At 63.1% G+C, this 17,080-nt stretch carries 18 protein-coding genes; 10 read left to right on the top strand and 8 right to left on the bottom strand.

Features of this window, described 5'->3' with window-relative positions; genetic code table 11:
* Positions 1-37: 37 nt before the first annotated feature.
* From puuD to BBX50_RS08785, 3 genes are all read left to right on the top strand, one after another.
* On the top strand, positions 38-1,276 hold the full coding sequence (gene puuD / locus BBX50_RS08795; RefSeq protein ID WP_065774944.1) for a urate hydroxylase PuuD: 1,239 nt from the start codon (positions 38-40) through the stop codon (positions 1,274-1,276).
* Positions 1,273-2,589, top strand: a complete 1,317-nt coding sequence (gene guaD / locus BBX50_RS08790) for a guanine deaminase (RefSeq protein ID WP_065774943.1) — start codon at positions 1,273-1,275, stop codon at positions 2,587-2,589. The genes puuD and guaD overlap by 4 nt, the downstream gene beginning before the upstream one ends.
* Before the next feature lie 115 nt (positions 2,590-2,704).
* The gene (locus BBX50_RS08785; RefSeq protein WP_065774942.1) at positions 2,705-3,841 is read left to right on the top strand and encodes an alpha-hydroxy acid oxidase; all 1,137 of its coding nucleotides are present in this window, start codon (positions 2,705-2,707) and stop codon (positions 3,839-3,841) included.
* Positions 3,842-4,057: 216 nt separating this feature from the next.
* Here BBX50_RS08785 and uraH read toward each other — a convergent pair whose 3' ends face one another.
* The 4 genes from uraH to puuE form a co-directional block, all read right to left on the bottom strand.
* Positions 4,058-4,420, bottom strand: coding sequence for a hydroxyisourate hydrolase (gene uraH, locus BBX50_RS08780; RefSeq protein ID WP_065774941.1), 363 nt, complete (start codon positions 4,418-4,420; stop codon positions 4,058-4,060).
* A gap of 69 nt (positions 4,421-4,489) precedes the next feature.
* Positions 4,490-4,987: an ureidoglycolate lyase gene (locus tag BBX50_RS08775; RefSeq protein ID WP_065774940.1), complete on the bottom strand. Its 498-nt coding sequence runs from the start codon at positions 4,985-4,987 to the stop codon at positions 4,490-4,492.
* 96 nt (positions 4,988-5,083) lie between these two features.
* A complete protein-coding gene (gene uraD / locus BBX50_RS08770; protein ID WP_065774939.1) occupies positions 5,084-5,587 on the bottom strand; it encodes a 2-oxo-4-hydroxy-4-carboxy-5-ureidoimidazoline decarboxylase in 504 nt (167 codons plus the stop codon).
* Entirely contained in the window at positions 5,587-6,516 is a 930-nt protein-coding gene (gene puuE / locus BBX50_RS08765) for an allantoinase PuuE (protein WP_065774938.1), read from the bottom strand. Before puuE ends, uraD begins: the two co-directional genes overlap by 1 nt.
* Before the next feature lie 177 nt (positions 6,517-6,693).
* Here puuE and BBX50_RS08760 point away from each other — a divergent pair, with 177 nt between their 5' ends.
* Entirely contained in the window at positions 6,694-7,134 is a 441-nt protein-coding gene (locus BBX50_RS08760) for an NUDIX domain-containing protein (protein WP_065774937.1), read from the top strand.
* Between the two features lie 14 nt (positions 7,135-7,148).
* Here the strand turns inward: BBX50_RS08760 and BBX50_RS08755 are convergent, their stop codons facing one another.
* Positions 7,149-7,949, bottom strand: coding sequence for a DUF1045 domain-containing protein (locus tag BBX50_RS08755; RefSeq protein WP_083213600.1), 801 nt, complete (start codon positions 7,947-7,949; stop codon positions 7,149-7,151).
* Between the two features lie 287 nt (positions 7,950-8,236).
* On the opposite strand from BBX50_RS08755, the gene BBX50_RS08750 reads away from it, so the two are divergent.
* Positions 8,237-8,626 (top strand): PRC-barrel domain-containing protein, encoded by a 390-nt coding sequence (locus tag BBX50_RS08750; RefSeq protein WP_065774936.1) that lies wholly within the window; start codon positions 8,237-8,239, stop codon positions 8,624-8,626.
* Between the two features lie 79 nt (positions 8,627-8,705).
* Here BBX50_RS08750 and BBX50_RS08745 read toward each other — a convergent pair whose 3' ends face one another.
* On the bottom strand, positions 8,706-9,848 hold the full coding sequence (locus tag BBX50_RS08745; RefSeq protein ID WP_065774935.1) for an FAD-dependent oxidoreductase: 1,143 nt from the start codon (positions 9,846-9,848) through the stop codon (positions 8,706-8,708).
* Positions 9,849-9,887: 39 nt separating this feature from the next.
* Here BBX50_RS08745 and mnmD point away from each other — a divergent pair, with 39 nt between their 5' ends.
* A complete protein-coding gene (gene mnmD / locus BBX50_RS08740) occupies positions 9,888-10,604 on the top strand; it encodes a tRNA (5-methylaminomethyl-2-thiouridine)(34)-methyltransferase MnmD (protein ID WP_065775409.1) in 717 nt (238 codons plus the stop codon).
* Between the two features lie 126 nt (positions 10,605-10,730).
* Positions 10,731-12,314 (top strand): trimethylamine methyltransferase family protein, encoded by a 1,584-nt coding sequence (locus tag BBX50_RS08735; protein WP_065774934.1) that lies wholly within the window; start codon positions 10,731-10,733, stop codon positions 12,312-12,314.
* A 67-nt stretch (positions 12,315-12,381) separates the two neighbouring features.
* Here the strand turns inward: BBX50_RS08735 and BBX50_RS08730 are convergent, their stop codons facing one another.
* Complete coding sequence (locus BBX50_RS08730) at positions 12,382-12,831, bottom strand: host attachment protein (protein ID WP_065775408.1); 450 nt, start codon at positions 12,829-12,831, stop codon at positions 12,382-12,384.
* 127 nt (positions 12,832-12,958) lie between these two features.
* Positions 12,959-13,633, bottom strand: coding sequence for a YafY family protein (locus BBX50_RS08725; RefSeq protein WP_065774933.1), 675 nt, complete (start codon positions 13,631-13,633; stop codon positions 12,959-12,961).
* A gap of 141 nt (positions 13,634-13,774) precedes the next feature.
* On the opposite strand from BBX50_RS08725, the gene BBX50_RS08720 reads away from it, so the two are divergent.
* From BBX50_RS08720 to BBX50_RS08710, 3 genes are all read left to right on the top strand, one after another.
* The gene (locus BBX50_RS08720) at positions 13,775-14,074 is read left to right on the top strand and encodes a hypothetical protein (RefSeq protein ID WP_065774932.1); all 300 of its coding nucleotides are present in this window, start codon (positions 13,775-13,777) and stop codon (positions 14,072-14,074) included.
* Positions 14,075-14,093: 19 nt separating this feature from the next.
* Complete coding sequence (locus BBX50_RS08715; protein ID WP_065774931.1) at positions 14,094-15,194, top strand: DNA alkylation repair protein; 1,101 nt, start codon at positions 14,094-14,096, stop codon at positions 15,192-15,194.
* A 294-nt stretch (positions 15,195-15,488) separates the two neighbouring features.
* Positions 15,489-17,042, top strand: coding sequence for a DEAD/DEAH box helicase (locus BBX50_RS08710; RefSeq protein ID WP_065775407.1), 1,554 nt, complete (start codon positions 15,489-15,491; stop codon positions 17,040-17,042).
* The last annotated feature ends 38 nt before the right edge of the window (positions 17,043-17,080 follow it).

Genomic DNA, 17,080 nt, shown 5'->3' with positions numbered 1-17,080 from the left:
TGCGCAAGGTGAAAGGATTGAGACAAAGGGGATCTGAATGTACGAGTTCGCCATCGCCTGGGAATGGCTGGCCTTTGCCGTGCGCTGGCTGCACGCCATCACCGCCATCGCCTGGATCGGCTCATCCTTCTATTTCATCGCGCTCGACCTCGGCCTTGTGAAGCGCGATCACCTGCCTGTCGGCGCCTATGGCGAGGAATGGCAGGTGCATGGCGGCGGCTTCTATCACATCCAGAAATACCTGGTCGCGCCGGCCTCGATGCCCGAGCATCTCACCTGGTTCAAATGGGAATCCTACATGACGTGGCTCTCCGGCTTCGCCATGCTCTGTATCGTCTATTACGGCGGCGCCGATCTCTTCCTGATCGACCGCCACGTGCTCGACATCTCCGCGACGACTGCAATCCTGATCTCGCTCGCCTCGCTCGGCATCGGCTGGCTGTTCTATGATCTCTTGTGCAAGTCGCCGATCGGCGGCAACACCTGGGGGCTGATGGCGCTGCTCTATGTCGCGCTGGTCGCCATGGCCTGGGGCTACACTCAGGTCTTCACCGGCCGCGCCGCCTTCCTGCATCTTGGCGCGTTTACCGCGACGATCATGTCGGCCAACGTCTTCTTCATCATCATCCCCAACCAGAAGATCGTCGTCGCTGACCTGATCGCCGGCCGCACGCCGGACCCGAAGCTCGGCGCCCAGGCCAAGCAGCGCTCGCTGCACAACAACTACCTGACGCTGCCGGTCATCTTCTTCATGCTGTCGAACCACTATCCGCTGGCTTTCGCCACCGCGTTCAACTGGATCATCGCGGCCCTCGTCTTCCTGATGGGCGTCACCATCCGCCACTGGTTCAACACCACCCACGCCCGCAAGGGCAGGCCGACCTGGACCTGGCTCGTCACCGCGCTGATCTTCATCCTGATCATGTGGCTGTCGACGGTGCCGAAGGTTTTGACCGGCGGCGAGAAGGCCGAGGTCGCGCCGGCCTTCACGCGCTTCGCCGCCAACGCCCACTTCCCCGCGGTCAAGGACACGGTCTCGACCCGCTGTTCCATGTGCCATGCGGCCGAGCCGGTCTATGAGGGCATCACCCAGGCACCGAAGGGTGTGGTGCTGGAAAGCGACGCCGAGATTGCCGCCCTTGCCCGCGAAATCTATATCCAGGCCGGGCGCAGCCATGCGATGCCGCCCGGCAACGTGACAGACATGACGACGGACGAGCGCCAGCTGCTGACAGCCTGGTTCGAAAGCGCCGTCGAGGAAGGCAAGACACAATGACCACCACCCTCATCCGCGGCCGACTCTTAAGCTTCCACCGCGCGCCAACGTCGATCGACGACAGCGCCGCCTATAGCTACGAGAGCGACGGCGCACTTCTGGTCGAGGGTGGCCAGATCGTCGCAAGCGGCACTTACACCGCGGTCAAGGCAAGCGCGCCTGCAGACGTCGCGCAAATCGACCACCATCCGCATCTGATCGTGCCCGGTTTCATCGACACCCACCTGCACTTCCCGCAGATGCAAGTCATGGCGTCCTATGCCGCCAACTTGCTTGAATGGTTGAACACTTACACCTTCCCGGAGGAATGCCGCTTCGTCGAAACCGCCCACGCGGAGCGCATCGCCAGCCGCTTCTTCGACGAGATGGTGCGTCACGGCACGACGACTGCAACGGCCTATTGCTCGGTACACAAGGCGTCCGCCGACGCCTTCTTCGCCGAGGCGCTTCGCCGCGACATGCGCATGATCGCCGGCAAGGTGATGATGGACCGCAACGCCCCGCAAGGTCTGCTCGACACGCCGCAGATGGGCTACGACGAAACCCGCGCCGTCATCCGCGAATGGCACGGCAAGGGCCGCAACCACGTGGCGATCACGCCGCGCTTTGCCATCACCTCGACACCGGAGCAGATGGACGTCGCCAGGTCGCTGGTGCACGAATTCCCCGACCTGCATGTGCAGACCCACCTTTCGGAGAACCGCGATGAGATCGCCTTTACCTGCGAGCTCTATCCGGAAGCCAAGGACTATACCGACGTCTACGCCCGCTATGGCCTGCTCGGCCCCAAAAGCCTGTTCGGCCATTGCATCCATCTGTCGGAGCGGGAAGCCGATGTCATAAGCGAGACCGGGTCCGTCGCTGTCTTCTGCCCGACCTCCAACCTCTTCCTCGGCTCCGGCCTCTTTCCGCTCCGCGCGCTTTCCCGCCGCGACAAGCCGGTGCGCACCTCGGTCGCCTCGGACATCGGCGGCGGCACCAGCTACTCCATGTTGAAGACGCTCGATGAGGCCTACAAAATCCTGCAGTTGCAGGGAGAGCGGCTGAATCCCTTCGACAGCTTCTTCATGATGACCCGCGGCAACGCCGAGGCGCTCTCGCTCGAGGGCAGCATCGGCACGCTCGAAGCCGGGACGGACGCCGATTTCATCGTGCTCGACATGGCGGCGACACCGGCGATGGCACTCCGGGCCGAAGTGGTCAATTCTCTCGCCGATGAGCTTTTCCTACTGCAGACCATGGGCGACGACCGCGCGATCATCGAGACCTATGTCGCCGGCAAACCTGCCAAATCGGTGCTGGTGGCCGCCTGATCCGCAGATCGCAAAGAGGTCAAGAAAATTGACCTCTTTGCGATCTGGCTATTAACAAGCCTCCGGCAAACATGGTAATGGCTCGTTCAATCTCCGTTGGACGAAGGCCGTTTCCATGACGCAAATCCTCGAAATCAGCGATCTCAAGGCGCTCGCCAAGCGCCGGGTGCCGAAGCTCTTCTTCGATTACGCCGATAGCGGCGCCTGGACCGAGGGCACCTACCGCGCCAACGAGGAGGATTTCGCCAAGGTCAAGCTGCGCCAGCGGGTGCTGGTCGACATGACCAACCGCTCGCTTGAAACGACGATGATCGGCCAGAAGGTGTCGATGCCGGTGGCACTGGCGCCAACCGGCCTTACCGGCATGCAGCATGCCGACGGCGAGATGCTGGCGGCCCAGGCCGCCGAAGCCTTCGGCGTTCCCTTCACGCTCTCGACCATGAGCATCTGCTCGATCGAGGACGTCGCCTCGGTCACGACAAAACCCTTCTGGTTCCAGCTCTACGTCATGCGCGAGCGCGAGTTCGTGCTCAACCTGATCGACCGCGCCAAGGCTGCCAAGTGCTCGGCGCTGGTGCTGACGCTCGATCTGCAGATCCTCGGCCAGCGCCACAAGGACTTGCGCAATGGCCTCTCCGCGCCGCCGAAGATGACGCCGAAGCATCTCTGGCAGATGGCGACACGACCTGGCTGGTGCATGAAGATGCTCGGCACCAAGCGCCGCACCTTCCGCAACATTGTCGGCCACGCGAAAAGCGTCACCGACCTCTCCTCGCTCGGCGCCTGGACGGCGGAACAGTTCGATCCGCAGCTCTCCTGGAAGGATGTCGCCTGGATCAAGGAGCGCTGGGGTGGGCCACTGATCCTCAAGGGCATCCTCGATCCCGAGGACGCGAAGATGGCGGCGGCAACCGGTGCCGATGCGATCATCGTTTCCAACCATGGCGGCCGCCAGCTCGACGGCGCCCATTCCTCGATCAGCATGCTGCCGCGCATCGTCGATGCGGTCGGCCACCAGATCGAGGTCCATCTCGACGGTGGCATCCGCTCCGGCCAGGACGTGCTGAAGGCCATCGCCATGGGCGCCAAGGGCACCTATATCGGCCGCCCCTTCCTCTATGGCCTCGGCGCTATGGGCAAGGACGGCGTCACCAAGGCGCTGGAAATCATCCGCAAGGAGATGGACATCACCATGGCGCTCTGCGGCAAGCGCGACATCAACGACGTCGACCACAGCATCCTGGCGGATTGAGAGTTGGTAGCCCGGCTCTAAAGGGATACCCCTCATTCCTGTGCTCGTCACAGGAATCCAGCAGCCCAAGTCCTTGGGCTGAAAGAGTCGTTCGACCCGACCGACGTCGGGTCGCTCGATCCCCGCCACAAGGGCGAGGATGACGGAGAGTGGGGTGTCGCTCGCACCAAAGACCCCGGGAAATGAGGGCGAAGCCTACCGCCCTTTGCTCTCCCCTCAGCTCCCGCGATAGGTCGAGTAGCCATAGGGCGAGAGCAGCAGCGGCACGTGATAGTGGCTCGCCGGATCGGCGATGCCGAAGCGCAAGGGGATGCGGTCGAGGAAAGCCGGTTCCGGCAGCGTCGCGCCGGACCGGCGCAGATAGTCGCCGGCGTGAAAGACCAGCTCATAAGTGCCGGCCATGAAGCCGATGCCCTCGACCATCGGCCCGTCGACACGGCCGTCGCTGTTGGTGTGGACAGTGCGGATCAACTGCCGCTCTTCGCCTTCGAGCCAGTAGAGGTCGATGCGCAGGCCCTCGGCCGGCTTGCCGAGTGCGGTGTCGAGAACGTGGGTCGTCAGGCGGCCGGTGCTGCTCATCGCTTCTCTCTTCCCATAAACTTGGCGTGGGATGCGGGCGGAAAACCGCCCACGCTTTTCCTCACCCCGCTAGGTCGCGCTCTCGATGACGAAGGGTTCGTCGTAGAAGAACTCTTCGAGATTATTGCCCGGACCTTCCCGGTCGACGATGATGAAATCGCTGACGGCGCCGATCGACATCAGCGGATGATGCCACACGTTGCGTCCGTAGTTCACACCTTGCCGGCCACTCGCGTGGAACACCCGCGGCTCACCGGGACGCCCATTTCGGTCTTCTGCAACGACGACCAGCCACGGGCGATCGTCGAGTGGCGAAAAGCTCTGGCTGCCGAGCGGATGGCGCTCCATCATCGTCACCGCATAGGGAAACGCACGCGGCTGGCCACGGAAGATGTTGATGATGACATTGGCGCCGTCGCCGACGACGTCGGCACGCGCCAGTCCATGGAAGCGTTCGGTGTTGCCGCCGTTGATGTAGCGCATGGTGGCGGGATCGGCTTCGATCACGGTCCCGAAAGGGGCGAAGGCTTCACGCGTCAGCGGTTCGATCGTAAGCACGCGCGACATCAGGCGTGGGCCTCGCAGGTTTCCACGGCAATCGCAGATGTCAGCTCCAGTTCGACGGCCCTCCAAGAGAACGAGGACACGGATCGAACGGTGTTGTCAGGCATTTTCGTCTCCAGGAAGCATCGACTGCAGGCGCAGGCGGGCGATCTTCTCCACCTGCGCGCAAGCGGTTTCAAATTCCTCTTCGGGCGAATTGTCAATGCGGCTTTCGAAGGAGGCAAGAATTTGCCCCTTGGTGAGCCCCTTCACCGCGATGATGAAGGGGAAGCCGAATTTCTTCGTATAGGCGTCGTTGAGCGCCGTGAAGCGTTGATGCTCCTCTTCCGTCAGCCGGTCGAGACCGGCGGACGCCTGTTCCGCCGTCGAATCCGCCGTGAGCTTGCCGGCGATCGCCAGCTTGCCAGCCAGATCCGGGTGGGCGCGCAGCACTTGCATCTTCTCGCGCGGCAGCGCGGTGCTAAAGGCTTGGCAGAGGGCCGAATGTACGGTTCCGGCCGTCAGCCCCGTCGCCGCGGCCCGGTCGTAGGCCCGTTCGGCCACCCAGGGCGAGTGCTCGAACACGCCGCCGAAACGGGCGACGAAGGCTTCGCGGTCGGACATCAGCGCGCCCCTTCCGGCTTGTGGTGCTGGTACCAGTGGTTGGCGATGTCGATGCGCCTGGGCACCCAGACCTTGTCGTGCGACATGACGTAATCGACGAAGCGCGCGAGCGCTGCGGCCCGGCCCGGCCGGCCGACGAGACGGCAGTGGAGACCGATGTTCATCATCTTGGCCTCACCTTCGCGGCCCTCCTCGTAGAGCACGTCGAAGGTGTCCTTGAGATAGGCGAAGAACTGGTCGCCGCTGTTGAAGCCCTGCGGGGTCGCAAAGCGCATGTCGTTGGCATCGAGCGTATAGGGGATGATCAGATGCGGCTTGTCGGCCGCAAGACCCGGCACCCAGTAGGGCAGCTCATCCGCATAGCTGTCGCAGGAATAGAGAAAGCCTCCCTCCTCCAGCACCAGCTTCAGCGTGTTGGCCGAGGGCTTGCCCTGGTAGATGCCGAGCGGCCGCTCGCCTGTCAGCTCCGTGTGCAGCCGGACCACTTCACGGATATGCTCGCGCTCGACCTCTTCCGGAAAGTCCTTGTATTCGAGCCAGCGCAGGCCGTGGCTGGCGATCTCCCAGCCGGCTTCCTTCATCGCGGCGACCGCTTCTGGATTGCGCGCCATGGCCTGTGTCACGCCGTATACGGTGAGCGGCACGTTGCGGCTGGTGAACATGCGCCAGAGACGCCAGAAACCGACGCGCGAACCATATTCGTAGATCGATTCCATGTTGAGGTTGCGCTGGCCAGCCCAAGGCTGCGCCCCGACGATCTCCGACAGCAAGCACTCGGAAGCCGGGTCGCCATCGAGAATGCAGCTTTCGCCGCCTTCCTCGTAGTTCAGCACGAACTGCACGGCGATGCGCGCGTCGCCGGGCCAGTTCGCCTTCGGCGGATTGCGGCCATAGCCTACGAGGTCGCGCGGATAGCTGGTCTCAGACATCAAATCATCCTTCGGTTTTTCCCGAACGGTATCACCGCCGACCGGATTGTCGATACCGAAATCTACCCGCGACAGTGCTCTCCGCCGCCACGCCGTTGCGATGGGCAAAGATCGCAATTGAGATCTTTTGCGAAACGATCTTAGGTGCAGTTGGCTTCAACCACACAGTGCAAGGCGATGAAAACCTACATCCAAAATCTCCGCGAAAAGGTCGGGACCGACCTCCTGCTCTGCCCATCGGTCGCTGCCGTCATAAATAACGCCGAAGGGCAGATATTGTTGCAGGAAAAAGCGAGCGGCGAAGGCTGGAGTTTGCCGGCCGGAGCAATCGAGCTCGGCGAAACGCCTGAAGAGGCGGTCATCAGGGAGGTCATGGAAGAAACCGGATTCCCGGTTTCAATCGACAGGATCCTTGGCGTCTTCGGCGGAAAGGCGTTTCGTTACACCTATCCGAACGGCGACCAGGTCGAATATGTCGTTACCCTCTTCCGATGCCGGATTATCAGTACTCAGCGCCCGATCTCCGATGGAGAGACGAAATCGATCCGGTACTTTTCGGAAACGGGCATGCCGCCTCTGGCGTTGCCCTATCCGCGTCCGATGTTGTTTGCGAAATAGCTCTTCGTCCGGCTCTAGCGGTGCGCCATCAGTGCCGCAACGATGAGCGGCAGGGGCCGGATCGCGCCCGAGCCGAGCGACGGATCGGCGACGGCGGCGCGTTTGGCCCGGTCGGCGCGCGCATTCGTCGAGATCTTGCCGAGCGGATGCTGCGAATGCACCCGCATCGGCCCGCCCGTCTGCTCGACAAAGAGAGCCAGGCTGCCGATCGACAACGGCATGGCAAGGCACGGCTCGAACAATTCGCGCAACGGCGCCTCAACATGGCGCAAGGCGTCGTTGGCAAGCGGTCCGGTCAGCATCATGTGGAAACGGTACTCATCCATGACATGAGGATCGCCCCACCGATGCAGGTTGGAAAACTGCGGTGCAGTGAGCCGGTCCGGATCCGACCGTTCGATATCGTCTTCGCTGAGCGGCGCGCGAAAGGCGTCGAACTCCTGAACGACACTGGCTGCCAGCAAATGCGCGGCGGTGCTCGGAACCTGCGGCATCAGGCCCCAGCAGCGGCCAAGACGGGCAACTTCCAGGCGATCAACCTTGAACGGCGTCTGCGCGCCGGCGAAATGCATGAGCGCTTTGAGAAGCTCCGATTCCGATTTGTCGGGGTGCAACCGAAATGGCGACATCATGACAGCGTGGAAACCGAAGCGGCGCGGCACGGCCGTATGATAGGCGATGTCGGCAGCGCTCAGTCCTGCGACCGACGGCAATTCGGCCGGTTCGCCGGAGTAGACATTGCGCCCAAGCCAGCTCGCAGCGACCCCGGAAAGCGGGTCGGACATCGGTGGCGTGAAACAAATGGCGTAGCGCATGGACTGGCTCCGGGTGTCCGTTAGAGCGGGATGAGGAAAGGTGCATACGGTTTCCGCCCGTATCTCGCTCCAACTTACAACGATCGATCATGCTGACGATTGCGGATCGATCCGGCCCGCAATCATCGTCATCTAATGGCCGCGTCTTAGGTGATTTGCGTGACAGATTGACGAAGTAAGCGGGGCAACATTGCCCATTAGCGCCCGAAGTGCGCCCACAGGTTTTTCGGAACCATCCAGCCAACCACCCGTTCCCCTGAAGTGACAAACAAGGATGGAGAAGAAGCGTGACCTATCATAATTCGAGCCTTCAGGATGCCAGCATCAAGGAAACCCATGACCTGATCGCCAGCGACAAGGTTGAAGGCACCAAGGTCTATGGCCCAGACGACAGGCACGTCGGTTCGATCGAGCGCGTGATCATCGAGAAGCGCAGCGGCCGCGTCGCCTATGCCGTGCTCGGCTTCGGCGGTTTTCTCGGCATCGGCGAAGACCACTATCCGCTGCCCTGGGCGAAGCTGACCTATGACGAGAAGCTCGGCGGCTATCGCACGGATGTGACTCGCGATCAGGTCGAGCGTGCGCCGAAGTATCACGGCACCGAAGAATACAATTGGGACCAGGAGAACGGCCGCCGCGTCTACGACTATTATGGCGTGCCGCCTTACTGGATGTAAGGTCTGAGTGCTCAAGCACCAGCGTCGTTCAATGGAACAGGGCTCTGCCGCTGGTGGAGCCTTTCCTTTGCCGCTCGCCTTAAAGATGTTTCTCGCGAAGTGCCGCTATGTGAGTCTGGCACAAGAAGGATTCCGGAATATCTGCCGTCGGCAGGCCAGCAACCTCGTCGACAACAACCTGCGCCAGTCTGTGCGCGATACCGAAGCTCACCTTGAAGCCGCCCGTCAGAGCGAAGATGTTCCGGTGATCCGGATGCCGCCCGACGATCGGCTCGCGTCCCGCAGACTTTGGCCGAAGCCCCGCCCAGCGTTCCACCACCGTGGCATCCGCCAGGCGCGGCGCGAGCACCAAGGCTCGCCGAAGCAGCTCATCGAGCTGTTCGTCACACGACAAGGGGTCGGCGAAGCGATTCTCGCTGGTGCTGCCCACCGCCACATGGCCGTCGTCATGGGCGATGACGTAGACGCCATCCGTGAAGATGACGGGCAGATCAGGATCGACATCGGCCTTGAGAAGTGCTGCCTGGCCTTTGACGGCAGTGCCGCTCGTCGCCTTCAATGGAACGGACAAGGCGTCGATCAAGGGAAAACTGCCGATACCGGCGGCAATGATGCAATGATCGAACGTGACCCGGCTGGCGTCATCGAGCTCGGCGCGTCCGTGCGTCGGGTCGATTGCGCGCACACCCGCTCCCTCCTCGAGCCGAACGTTCGGCAACTGCAGGAGAGCCGTTCGCAAGGTTGCCAGCATGCGGCGCGGTGAGACCCTTGCAGCCAGCGTATCGAACACGACACCGTAAACGGCCGCCCTGGCACTCGGCCACCCCTCAGGCGCCTCGTTCCGGACTTGCCAGAGAAATTGCCGGTCGGCCGCTTGCCAACGCGTCAGCGCGTCCTGCTCATGGCCAAGCGCAATGTCGCGCAGATGCGGCTTGCCAAGCGGCATCAGCCGGCCCGTACGGCGATAGCCGGTCGATAGCCCGGTTTCCGCTTCGAGCCGGCCAATTTCCCCGTCCAGCGAAACCAGCGCATCGAACTGGAATTGTTTCTTGGCGTTCCAGCGGTCAGGCATATGCGGCATGAGCGCGCCAAGGAGACCACCGCTCGCGCCAGCTCCGATCCGTTGTCGCTCGACAAGCCGCACCGCCATGCCCTGGCGCGCGGCAACGAGAGCGGCCCACAGCCCCATGATGCCGCCGCCGACGACCAAAAGCTCGCTCATCGATTGACCTTCTCCGGCCGGCGGATTATCGCCTTCGCCATGACAGAACCAGCAGACCCGATCGAGCCCCCGGCGCACCAAAACCTTGATTGGCACGAGGGCGATATGCCCTATTCCCGGGAGTTTGGCGATCACTTTTATTGCCGCACCGACGGGCGGCTGGAATGCGGCCACGTCTTCCTTTCCGGCAACGGCGTGCCGGAGCGCTGGGTCGGTGCTGGCCTATTCACAATCGGCGAACTCGGCTTCGGCACCGGCCTCAATTTCTGCGAAACCTGGCGGCAGTGGAAGGCGACGGCAACCACCGGCGATCGGCTGCATTTCGTGTCGTTCGAGCGCTTCCCGATGGCGGCCGACGAGATTTCCCGCGCGCTCAGCCATTGGCCGGAAATTGATACGGAGCGGCAGGCGCTGGTCACGCACTGGCCGGACGCGCATGGGGGCGACGTTCATATCGACTTCGGTGACGGTGTACGTCTTGCCGTCATCTGTGGCCCGGCACTGGAGGGCGTTGCCAAGGCTGAAGGTCGCTTCGACGCGTGGTACCTCGACGGCTTCGCCCCGTCGCGCAATCCCGACATGTGGTCGGAAGAGCTGATGCACCGCGTCTTCGAAAAGACCACGCCCGGCGGCAGCTTCGCCACCTATGCCGCCGCCGGCTTCGTGCGCCGCAATCTGACGGGCGCCGGCTTTGCCGTCGAAAAGCGCAAGGGCTTTGCCGGCAAGCGCGAAATGTTGCGCGGCGACAAGCGCTGACCCAGGCTCTCTCTGGGACGATTTGACAGCCTTTACTCCATCAGAGGCCTGAACTGTCGCAAATGGCAGGGGCATTGCCGCGAAAAATCTGCGACAGAATGCCATCGGCAACGCGGTGGATTTCTCATGAACAACGATCAGTTTCCGGATGCTGCGACAGGCGAATCCTCCTCGCCGCTCGAGCGGCGGCGCAGGCCCGGCGGCCGGGGCGGCGAGCGCACACGAAAATCCTCAGGCGGCAAATATCTCAATCTCGTCAACACCCAGACCAAATCCTCGGTGCTGTCAGACGATGCGCTCGAAGCGATCCATCAGGCGTCGCTGACGATCCTTGAAGAGATCGGCATGGATGTCATCCTGCCCGAGGCGCGCGAGCGGATGAAGGCAGCGGGCGCCGACATCACCCCCGGGACCGATCGCGTCCGCTTCGACCGCGGTCTGATCATGGACATGATCGCCTCGGTTCCCTCCTCCTTCACAATGCATGCGCGCAATCCGGCCCGTAACGTCGCGATCGGTGGCAACAACCTCGTCTTCGCCCAGATCGCCAGCGCCCCCTTCGTCGCGGATCGTGACGGCGGCCGCCGCACCGGCAACCATGAAGACTTTCGCAAGCTTGTAAAGCTCGCCCAGTCCTACGACATCGTGCACACGACCGGCGGCTATCCCGTCGAGCCGGTCGACATCCACGCCTCGGTGCGCCATCTCGATTGCCTCTCCGACATGGTGAAGCTCACCGACAAGGTCTTCCATGTCTATTCGCTTGGGAAGCAGCGCAACACCGACGGCATCGAGATCGCCCGCATCGGCCGCGGCATTTCGATGGAACAGATGGAACGCGAGCCCTCGCTCTTCACCATCATCAACACCTCCTCACCGCTCCGCCTCGACGGGCCGATGCTGCAGGGCATCATCGAGATGTCCTCGCGCAATCAGGTGGTGGTGGTCACGCCGTTTACGCTCGCCGGCGCCATGGCGCCGGTGACAATCGCCGGCGCGCTCGTCCAGCAGAATGCCGAGGCGCTTTGCGGCATCGCGTTTACCCAAATGGTCAGGCGCGGCGCGCCGGTGATGTATGGCGGCTTCACGTCCAATGTCGACATGAAGACCGGAGCACCGGCCTTCGGCACGCCGGAATACATGAAGGCGGTGGTCGCCGGCGGCCAACTCGCCCGCAAGTATAACATCCCCTACCGCACCTCCAACACCAATGCCGCCAACACGCTCGATGCGCAGGCGGCCTACGAGTCCGCCATGTCGCTTTGGGCACTGACGCAGGGCGGCGGCAACTTCATCATGCACGCGGCCGGATGGACCGAAGGCGGGCTGACGGCCTCCTTCGAGAAGTTCATTCTCGACGTCGACATGCTGCAGATGGTGGCGGAGTATTTGACACCGCTCGACGTCAGCGAGGACGCGCTCGGTCTCGATGCGGTGCGCGACGTCGGGCCCGGCGGGCACTACTTCGGCACGTTGCACACGCTGCAGCGCTACGACACGGCGTTCTATTCGCCGATCCTGTCCGACTGGCGCAACTTCGAGACCTGGACGGAAGCAGGGCGGCCGACGACCTACGATCATGCCAACCGGATCTTCAAGCAGAAGCTCAACGAGTACGAGCGCCCGTCGCTCGATCCGGCGATCGAAGAGGAACTTGACGCGTTCGTTGCCAGACGCAAGGCAGAGGGCGGCGTCCCGACCGATTTCTGACGGGGCACCACAAGGGCTTTCCTGTGCGGTTCACCGCACAGCGATGGCGCGACTTAGAGCATCCCACTCAGGGAAAGACGGCAGCCCGCGCCGTGGCGATCAGTTGTTCCGTGGTCGCCGCGACGCAGTTGCGGTCGATTTCGGCAACGGTCCGCTCCCTGACGTGTGCCGAAAGCTGTTTCCTGAGATCACCGAGTGTGCGAGGTGCGGCGCAGATCACCAGGCTGTCGAAAGCGTGGTTGGCCGCATAGCTTTCCAGCCGTTCGGCAACGTCAGCGACGAAACGCTGTTGCTCCTCGCGAACCGGGTCGCTCTTGTATTCCATCGCGGAGCGGCCGTGTCCAACCGACGAATGCGACCGGCCGGGCTTGTCGGCCATAATGTCCTGAACGCGCTTCGGTTCGGTGTGAAAGGTCTCCTCGTCCGGCCGCTGGCGTTCCTCTTTCAAGAGGTTGACGCCCTTGACGATGCGCGCGGTGTTGCCGTCCGCGGCCAGTATCCATGTCCGGTTCTGCACGATTGTCTCCCAATGAAAGGTGTGGATCGTGGCGGGCCGAAGTGGCCCTTTAAAGAGAACGATCGAACCCCGGTTCGGTTCCATCGCCGACGCCGTCCAGCTCGATTTATTTACAGCGCGGCGGTCTTCACATCCGCGCGAGATAGGCCTCGAAGCTGCGCTCCGGCGTCGCCTCGTAGCGCTCCCGCTCGACGCGAGCAGAGCTGATCCTGTCGACGCGGAAGTCCCGGAAATCCTGGCGCAGCTCGCACCAGCCCGTCAGTAGCCAGAGATGACCGAAAACGCTGAGGCCAAGCGGCCAGATGGTGCGCTCGGAGTGCTCGTTCTTGAGGCTGTCATAGGCCAGCCGAAGCTTGCGCCGCTCAGCAATCGCCTGACGCAGATCTCCGAGCAGAACCGGCGGCTCCGGCTGGAGCGCCGAGCGGAAGGCACGAAGCGGTGCTGCCGTCAGTCGCTGACGGTGTTCCGGCGGCAGGCCATGGGCGATCTTCTCCATTGCTTCGCGCGCCGCCTGGGCAAGCCGCCCATCACCCAGCATCTGCACGGCGCGGGCACCGAAGGCGAGAGCTTCGAGCTGCTCGAAGGTGAAGGCAAGCGGCGGCGCGTCAAAGGCCCCGCGCAACAGATAGCCAACGCCACGCTCGCCATCGATCGGAGCCCCCGATGCAATCAGGTGCTCCATGTCGCGGTAGATGGTCCGCTGTGCGACCTCCATCTTCTCGGCAATCTCGCGCGCCGTCATCGCCCGCCCGGTGGCGCGCATGAGCTGGATGATGCGGAACAACCGGTCGGCAGGTCTCATCGTGGCGTCCCATCCTTCCCCTAACCTTAAAAGGGCTACAGCGACCGTTCGGCACTCACAAGCGCAGGGGCAGTCGATAATGGCCATAAGGCTGTCAGTTGCCCTGTGCTAGATCAAGAGGCAACTGACATGGAGCATGAGATGACCAGCGACCACATCCTCGAACTCGCCGTCTGCATCGTTACCGACAAGCCCGCGGCAACCGCCACGCGCCACCGCGCGATGCAGGCTGTTTCGCGCTATCCCGGCTTCGTTTCCTGGAAGGCGGTCGATTCCTGCGAGACATCGGGCATGTTTGCCGACCTGGTCGAATGGGAAACGCTGGAAGCCGCCCGATCGGCTGGTGAGCGCGTCCGCCTCGATCCGGAATTCGCCCCTTATGCGGCGACGATCAGCGCGGTCATGCTGGTGCAGCATTTTTCGATCGGTCAGAAGATCTGAACCCGGAGAGCGCCCGCCAATGCCTGAGCCGCTGAAGAACCTGCTGCATCCCGGCGTCGTGATCGCCATCGCCGATCAGCTCGACCGCAACACCGATACCTTCGACCGGGAGAAATTTCTGGCGCTTGCGGGCGATGGTCTCGAAGTGCTGGAACTCATGCAGCGCTCGCTCAAGATCCGCGATGCGCTGGTCGAGGCGCTGCCGCAGGCCTTTCCCGAAGCCGCCGCCATTCTCACAGCGAGCCTGCCGCAGGAGGGCGTTTCCGGCATCGCGGGCTGGTCGCTTTTACCGATCAGCCAGTACATCGCCCTGCGCGGACTTGAGGACTTCGATCTCTCGCTGTCACTACTGCGCGCCTTGACGCCGCATTTCACCTCAGAATTCGGTATTCGCGTCTTCATCGACCGCGATCAGGACCGCGCCCTTGCCACGATCGGAACCTGGACCGGTGATGCCAACCATCATGTGCGGCGACTGGCGAGTGAAGGCACCCGCCCGCGCCTGCCCTGGGCGATGCGGCTACCGAAGCTCGTCCGCGACCCGGAGCCAATCCTGCCGATCCTGACGGCGCTCCTGGACGACCCGGAGGGCTATGTCCGCCGTTCGGTTGCCAACAGCCTCAACGACATCGCCAAGGATCACCCCGACAAGGTGGCGGGCTTCGTCGCCGCACATATCGGCAATGCCTCGCCGGAGCGCCGCCAGCTTCTGCGCCACGCCTCGCGCACGCTCCTGAAACAGGGCCACCCGGCCGCGCTTTCGAATTTCGGCTTTGCCGCACCTGCCGGCATCGAGGCCAAGCTCTTGCTTGACCGTTCCGAGATCGTTCTCGGCGAGAGCCTGAACTTACGGCTTGCCGTCAGCCACGATGCCGAAACCAGCCAGAAGGTGATGATCGACTACGCCGTGCATCACCGCAAGGCGAACGGTACGAGGTCGCCGAAAGTGTTCAAGTGGACGTCGGCGATGCTGGCGCCCGGCGTTTCGATCGAGATCGAGAAGCGCCATGCGATCCGGCCGATCACCACCCGTCGATACTATCCCGGCGCGCACCGCATCGTCGTCCTCGTGAACGGCCAGGAAGCGGCCGAGGCCGACTTCGATCTCGCGCTGGAGTAGACCTCATTTCGCACCTGCGAAAAGATGGACCTTGACTTTTTCGGCTAAAACGACGACATGGTGCCCAGCGTCACCTTCAGGCCGCCGCGTGAGCGCGCCCTCGGCAACACAGAAAGCCGTGAAGAAGGAAAAGCGCACCCATCGCCGCAATGGCGGCACAGCACAGGCGCTTGACGACTTTTTCTTAACCCACAAGTTCCCAATTCACGCGGGGTTCTTGACGCCGAACGACACCGGAACAGCAAGGATGCGGTTCCGGCGAATGCGTTTGGCGCCCCCAAAAGGTATATGCATTTGTCCACCTTTAAAGATCTCGGCCTCTCCGAGCACATCCTGGAGACCCTGTCGGCCAACGGCTTCGAAAAACCGACGCCGATCCAGGCGCAGGCCATCCCGCTCGTGCTGAAGGGCAACGATCTCATCGGTCTCGCCCAGACCGGCACCGGCAAGACGGCCGCCTTCGGCCTGCCGATGATCGAAAAGCTCGTTGCCGAAGGCAAGCGCCCCGATCCGCGCAACATCCGCGCCCTCGTATTGGCCCCGACCCGCGAACTGGTCAACCAGATCGCCGCCAACCTCAAGCTGTTCGTCAAGAAGTCCCCGCTGAAGATCGGCGTTGTCGTCGGCGGCGTCTCGATCAACAAGCAGACCGAACAGCTCGCCCGCGGCGTCGACATTCTCGTCGCAACGCCGGGCCGCCTGCTCGACCTCGTCGCCCGCAAGGCGGTCACCCTGACCCAGGGTCGCTACCTCGTGCTTGACGAAGCCGACCAGATGCTCGACCTCGGCTTCATCCACGACCTGCGCAAGATTTCCAAGCTGGTGCCGAAGAACCGTCAGACGCTGCTGTTTTCGGCCACCATGCCGAAGCAGATTGCTGAACTCGCCGGCGAATACCTGACCGACCCGGTCAAGGTTCAGGTGACGCCTCCGGGCAAGGCCGCCGACAAGGTCGAGCAGTATGTTCACTTCGTCCCCGGCAAGGACCTGAAGACAACCATTCTCAAGAAGACGCTGACCGAAAACCCGGACGGCCTGTCGCTGATCTTCAGCCGCACCAAGCATGGCGCCGAGAAGCTGATGAAGCATCTCGACCACGTCGGCTTCAAGGCCGCTTCGATCCACGGCAACAAGAGCCAGGGCCAGCGCGAGCGGGCACTCAAGGCCTTCCGTGACGGCGAGATCCGTGTGCTTGTCGCCACCGACGTCGCCGCCCGCGGCATCGACATCCCCGGCGTCACCCATGTCTACAACTATGACCTGCCGGAAGTGCCCGACGCCTATGTTCACCGCATCGGCCGCACCGCGCGCGCCGGCCGCGATGGCATCGCGATCGCCTTCTGCGCCCCGGACGAAATCCGCCTGCTGCGCGACATCGAGAAGCTGATGGGCATCAACATTGCTGTTGCCAGCGGCGAAGCACCGGCTGACCAGGCGCGCCCGTCCAAGGGCCGCAGCGGCCGCGGCAACAACGGCGCCGGCCACCGCAAGGGAAATGGCGGCGGTCAGCACCACAATGGCGGCGGCCGTCCTGCGCGCCGCGAGCGCCCCGCCGGCGAGCCGGTGGCTGCGACCAGCGGCTTTACCGGTGACGACCTTCTGCGCGACGAACGCCGTCCGCAGCGCCAGGAGCGCCGCGATCACGGCCATCCGCAGAACGACGGTCGTGGCGAAGGCAACCGCAACCACGAAGGCAAGAAGAACCACGGGCGTCCTGGCCAGAAGCAGGGCGAACGGCGTGACCGCAACCATGGCGGCCGCAACGAGAACCGTGGTGGTGGCGAGCGTCGCGAAGGCGGCCAGGGCCAGCGCCGTGGCAACGGCGGCAATCGCGGTCATCAGGGCTGATATCTGAAAATCGCTGAACCTGTCTCTTATACACATCT

Source organism: Ensifer sp. LC11, assembly GCF_001695835.1.
Lineage (GTDB): Bacteria > Pseudomonadota > Alphaproteobacteria > Rhizobiales > Rhizobiaceae > Ensifer.
This window is presented reverse-complemented; position numbering and strand designations above follow the sequence as displayed.

Coding starts and splice junctions, on each gene's coding strand:
- guaD (WP_065774943.1), top strand. CDS start 1,273: ATGACCACCACCCTCATCCGCGGCCGACTCTTAAGCTTCCACCGCGCG.
- BBX50_RS08745 (WP_065774935.1), bottom strand. CDS start 9,848: ATGAGCGAGCTTTTGGTCGTCGGCGGCGGCATCATGGGGCTGTGGGCC.
- BBX50_RS08760 (WP_065774937.1), top strand. CDS start 6,694: ATGAAAACCTACATCCAAAATCTCCGCGAAAAGGTCGGGACCGACCTC.
- BBX50_RS08775 (WP_065774940.1), bottom strand. CDS start 4,987: ATGTCGCGCGTGCTTACGATCGAACCGCTGACGCGTGAAGCCTTCGCC.
- BBX50_RS08715 (WP_065774931.1), top strand. CDS start 14,094: ATGCCTGAGCCGCTGAAGAACCTGCTGCATCCCGGCGTCGTGATCGCC.
- mnmD (WP_065775409.1), top strand. CDS start 9,888: ATGACAGAACCAGCAGACCCGATCGAGCCCCCGGCGCACCAAAACCTT.
- BBX50_RS08785 (WP_065774942.1), top strand. CDS start 2,705: ATGACGCAAATCCTCGAAATCAGCGATCTCAAGGCGCTCGCCAAGCGC.
- BBX50_RS08755 (WP_083213600.1), bottom strand. CDS start 7,949: ATGCGCTACGCCATTTGTTTCACGCCACCGATGTCCGACCCGCTTTCC.
- BBX50_RS08725 (WP_065774933.1), bottom strand. CDS start 13,633: ATGAGACCTGCCGACCGGTTGTTCCGCATCATCCAGCTCATGCGCGCC.
- uraD (WP_065774939.1), bottom strand. CDS start 5,587: ATGTCCGACCGCGAAGCCTTCGTCGCCCGTTTCGGCGGCGTGTTCGAG.
- BBX50_RS08720 (WP_065774932.1), top strand. CDS start 13,775: ATGACCAGCGACCACATCCTCGAACTCGCCGTCTGCATCGTTACCGAC.
- BBX50_RS08735 (WP_065774934.1), top strand. CDS start 10,731: ATGAACAACGATCAGTTTCCGGATGCTGCGACAGGCGAATCCTCCTCG.
- puuE (WP_065774938.1), bottom strand. CDS start 6,516: ATGTCTGAGACCAGCTATCCGCGCGACCTCGTAGGCTATGGCCGCAAT.
- puuD (WP_065774944.1), top strand. CDS start 38: ATGTACGAGTTCGCCATCGCCTGGGAATGGCTGGCCTTTGCCGTGCGC.
- uraH (WP_065774941.1), bottom strand. CDS start 4,420: ATGAGCAGCACCGGCCGCCTGACGACCCACGTTCTCGACACCGCACTC.